This is a genomic window from uncultured Corynebacterium sp., assembly GCF_902782855.1.
Lineage (GTDB): Bacteria > Actinomycetota > Actinomycetes > Mycobacteriales > Mycobacteriaceae > Corynebacterium.
In genome coordinates this window covers 1-4,352 of record NZ_CACZOO010000217.1, presented here as the reverse complement: position 1 = coordinate 4,352, position 4,352 = coordinate 1, and the positions used below count along the sequence as shown (strand labels likewise).

The 4,352-nt window shown below is 67.6% G+C and carries 3 protein-coding genes and 1 pseudogene; 1 reads left to right on the top strand and 3 read right to left on the bottom strand.

Going from position 1 to position 4,352, the window contains the following annotated elements:
• Positions 1–840, bottom strand: a pseudogene (locus tag QZV72_RS09265) (nitrite/sulfite reductase); the annotation flags it as partial.
• 244 nt (positions 841–1,084) lie between these two features.
• On the opposite strand from QZV72_RS09265, the gene QZV72_RS09260 reads away from it, so the two are divergent.
• Complete coding sequence (locus QZV72_RS09260; protein ID WP_297007682.1) at positions 1,085–2,512, top strand: FAD-dependent oxidoreductase; 1,428 nt, start codon at positions 1,085–1,087, stop codon at positions 2,510–2,512.
• Between the two features lie 8 nt (positions 2,513–2,520).
• On the opposite strand, the gene QZV72_RS09255 is transcribed toward QZV72_RS09260, so the two are convergent.
• Both QZV72_RS09255 and QZV72_RS09250 read right to left on the bottom strand, forming a co-directional pair.
• Positions 2,521–3,339: a cutinase family protein gene (locus tag QZV72_RS09255; RefSeq protein WP_297007679.1), complete on the bottom strand. Its 819-nt coding sequence runs from the start codon at positions 3,337–3,339 to the stop codon at positions 2,521–2,523.
• 37 nt (positions 3,340–3,376) lie between these two features.
• Entirely contained in the window at positions 3,377–3,913 is a 537-nt protein-coding gene (locus QZV72_RS09250) for a hypothetical protein (protein WP_297007677.1), read from the bottom strand.
• Positions 3,914–4,352: the final 439 nt, after the last annotated feature.

Genomic DNA, 4,352 nt, shown 5'->3' with positions numbered 1-4,352 from the left:
GGGCACAGCGGGCTCGGTCGCGGCCGGAGCCGGAGCTGGAGCTGGAGCCCCGGTCGGAGCTGCACCGTGCAGTGCGGCAGCGTCGGCGACCGCACGGGCCGCCTGTTGCGCTGCGGCGCGGGCACTGCGGGCGGCCTCGGCGAGCAGGACGTTGGCGGGGTCCGCAGCGGCGGCGCGCTCGGAGGCGTCCGCGGCGACCGCGAGCACTGACGCGCCTGAGCTGACCAGTGCGAGAGTGTCCTGCAGGAGAGCCGGTACCGGGGCGGCCGGGGCCGGAGCCGGGGAAGCAGCCGGCACTGCGGACGCCGCAGATGTGTCGGGGGCAACGGGCCCTGCTTCACCGGACCCACCGGCTTCACCGGCTTCAATCGCGACCTTGCGTGCCTTCTTCAACGCCCGGGCGGCCTTCTTCTGTGCGGCGCGCGCACGCCGGGCAGCGGCGGAGAGTTGCTTGTCGTCGGGGGATGCGTCGACCGCAGCCTCGGCGGCCGCCGTGGCGGCGGTGGCCTCCGCCACCAGACGCTCCGCGTCGGCGACGGTGAGCGGCTCCTCGGGCACCGCTACCCCGGGGGCCCCGACGACCTCGGTCCCGGCATCCTCCACAGCGGCCTCCGCGGCATCCTCCACAGCAGCCTCCGCAGCAGCCTCCGCCTTCTTCAGCGCGCGATCGGCCCGGCGTCGGGCGTTGCGTGCCTCACGGAGTTCGTCGGCGAGCTGTTCATTGTCCGGGTCGGCGCTGGCCGCGTCGGCCGCGGCCCTGGCCACCGCCGCGGCCTTCTCCTTGGCGGCGGCTGCCTCACGGACGGCCTCTCGGGAAGGCGAATGGGTTGCCGTGGTCATAGGCCCCTTCTCTCTGCACAGACAGTTCGGTCTAGCGGTGGTCGGCGTCCCACACTAGACCGCTCGGTACATAAGCACAACGCAGGGGCGCCTCAATTCCACTCCCCTTGCACTTAACAGACCACTCGGTCTATAGTCGTGGGCCGTCACACCTCCACCCGACCTGCCACGCGGGTTCCCGAACAAGTCAGGGCAGGCTAATGTGGAAAGTACTGCCACCCCAACGGATTGGACCAACGAATTCATGTCTGACAACCGCCCGCTGCGCGTCGCCGTCATCGGATCCGGCCCGGCCGGCATCTACGCCTCCGATGCCCTGATGAAGTCCGGCCAGGACGTCTCCATCGACCTCTACGAGCGCATGCCCGCCCCGTTCGGCCTGATCCGTTACGGTGTCGCCCCCGACCACCCGCGCATCAAGGGCATCATCAAGAGCCTCCACAAGGTTCTCGACAAGCCCCAGATCCGCCTGCTCGGCAACATCAACGTCGGCGAGGACATCACCCTCAATGACCTGAAGAAGCACTACGACGCCGTCATCTACGCCACCGGCGCCACCGACGACCGCGAGCTGAACATCCCCGGCGGCGAGCACACCATCGGCGCCGGCAAGTTCGTCGGTTTCTACGACGCCAACCCGCACTTCTCCGAGTCCTGGACCCAGCCCGCCGACTCCGTCGCTGTCATCGGCGTCGGCAACGTCGGCCTTGACATCGCCCGCGTGCTGGCCAAGACCGGTGAGGAACTGCGCGTCACCGAGATCCCGGACAACGTCTACGAGTCCCTCAAGGACAACCAGGCCAAGGAGGTCCACGTCTTCGGACGCCGCGGCCCGGCCCAGGCGAAGTTCACCCCGCTGGAGCTCAAGGAGCTCAACCACTCGAAGACGATCGAGGTCGTCGTGGACCCGGAGGACATCGACTACGACGAGGCGTCCATGGAGGCCCGCCACAACTCGAAGATCACCGACCAGGTCTGCACCATCCTCGAGAACTACGCGATCAACGACCCCAAGGGTGCACCGCACAAGCTGTACCTGCACTTCTTCGAGTCCCCCGTCGAGGTCAAGACGGGTGCCGACGGCAAGGTCACCGGCCTGGTCACCGAGCGCACCGAGTATGCCGACGGTAGGGTCGTCGGTACCGGCAAGCTCACCGAGTGGCCCGTCGGTGACGTCTACCGTGCCGTCGGCTACAAGTCCGACCGCCCCGAGGACATCCCCTGGGACGAGAAGGAACTGGTCATCCCGAACGTCGGTGGGCGCGTCCTCACCGAGGGGCCGACCGCCGACGGTATCGCCGGTGTCCCCGGCTCCGCCGACCCGGAGGCTGAGCTGCGCGAGACCCTGCCGGGCGTCTACGCCACCGGCTGGGTGCGCCGCGGCCCGGTGGGCCTGATCGGCAACACCAAGGGTGACGCCAACCAGGCGGTCGCCAACCTCCTGGAGGACGCCGCCAAGGGCATCGGTTTCGCCCCGGAGGACGCCTCGGAGGAGGGTGTCATCGAGCTGCTGCACTCCCGTGGCATCGACTACACGACCTGGGAGGGCTGGTACAACCTCGACGCCCACGAGCGTGCGCTCGGCGAGGCCGAGGGCCGCGAGCGCAAGAAGGTCCGCTCCATCGAGGAGATGGTGCGCTACTCCTCCGGCGAGGCCCGTGTGAAGGCGTAGACCCCGGCTCAGCCGGTCACCCGGTCCAGGAGCCCGGCGCGCCACGCCTCAGCGTCATAGTCGCCGTGCGTCCCGAAACCGTTGAGGTTGAAGGACGTCGGGGCGCAGACCACATCCCCGTCGAGACACGCCGAGATCAGTACCGGACGCCAGGCCTCCGGGAGTTTCTCGTCGACCGCACCGGTGCTGATCCCCAGCCCGGAGGCGACCTGGGCGATGCCCGCCCGGGAGTCCGTGTCTTCACCGGGCAGCGTCGTGACACTGTCGTCGGCGACCTTGTCCCCGTCACCGATGAAGACGCCGGCGACGATACGCGGATCCGGCCCGATGCGCTGCAGGGCACGGTGCACCGCCATCGCACCCTGGGAGTAACCGGCGACGACGATCGTGGCGTCCTCGCAGGTGGCGAGGGCGTCCCGAATCAGAGCCTCGGCGGTGTCCGCACCGGTGGAGACGGAGCCGAGGAAGTCCGTCCACGCCGCCCGGTCCATGCCGCCCGGGACAGGGAGGGCCGGGTACTCGACGGGGTGCAGGGCGATGGTGCGGTTTTCCGGCAGGTCCTGGACGAGGTTGAGGTAGGTCGTCTCGACGATTTCGCCGACGCCGCTGTGCACGGGGGTGTCGGTGAGGGTGTCGACGGTCCGTTGTCCGGATCCGGCAGCGCCGATGAACTCGATGTCCGAGCAGCCGGACGCCTCGTCCCTCTCATCCTCTCCCCCACCCCGGTTGCCGAGAACGAACGCGCCCGCCATCCCCATGACGACAACGAGGACGAGGACCACGGCCCCGAGGATCCACCCGGTCCGAAGTCTCTTACTGAATGACACGGACTCAGGGTAGATCAGGTCGGGCCCCGGTGCGGCACTACTTCACCGTCCCCTCAGACAGCCGCACCATACCGAGCGGCAGCCCGGTGTCCGAGGGAAACCACATACCTTCAGCGGTGGTGGTCACGGTGACGTGCTTTCCAACGTAGCCGGTCCAGTTGATGGAGCTCTCTGAGCCGTTGGGGGTAGACAGGCTGACGTAGCGAACCGTCCGCTCCGCTGTTTGTCCGCTCATACCGGAATGCCGTGCCGTGATCTGCTGCGGTCTGTCGAGCTTCAGCACGATGTAGCCGTTGGTCTCAGGTTCTCCGTTGGGTGGGGGACTGCCCGGCGCAGTCTCACTGATGTCCATGATTTCGCTGGTGGTCATGTCGACGACGGTGCCGGTGAGGACCATCTGACCACTGGCTGCGACATCCTCCGGAGCGGACTGCTGTCCCCCGGTCGGCGCTGCTCCTGACGCCGTATCCGGGTTCGGGGCCGGTGCCTGGTCCGGCGCCTGGCCCGCGCCGGTGGGGTTCGGGCCGGCGTCCTGCGCCTGCGCGTCCTCCCCTGCTGTCGCGGTGACAGTCACTACGGCAGGACCGTCACCGGCATCGTCCGAACCGCAGGCGGTCGCGGTCAGAGCCGTGGTAAGCACCGCGGTGAGCGCAATGGTGCGACGCAGTCCGGTCAGACAGATAACAGTTGAAGGACAGAGCGAAAGCTGGGGCATGGGGTTCTCCCTGTGAGGCGGTCAGAATCACAGTGTATCTGGGGAACACTCTCCCGGACCGGTGACCACCCGTCCTGCTACAGCTCTCTCAGCACCGCGCAAAAAACGCTGCTGATGAGGATCAAGCCATGTTCGAAATCCCGTGCGCGGCGAAGACTTCCTGCCGGATTGCCGCGTTCTTGATCCGCAGATCCTTCTGGATAAAGAAGGCGTCAACAAGAGTCCATACAAGCAGTCCGCCGAGAGTAACTGTCATAAAGAGGCTCTTCCGGTTTCAGAGTGCGTTGATCCGTTCGTG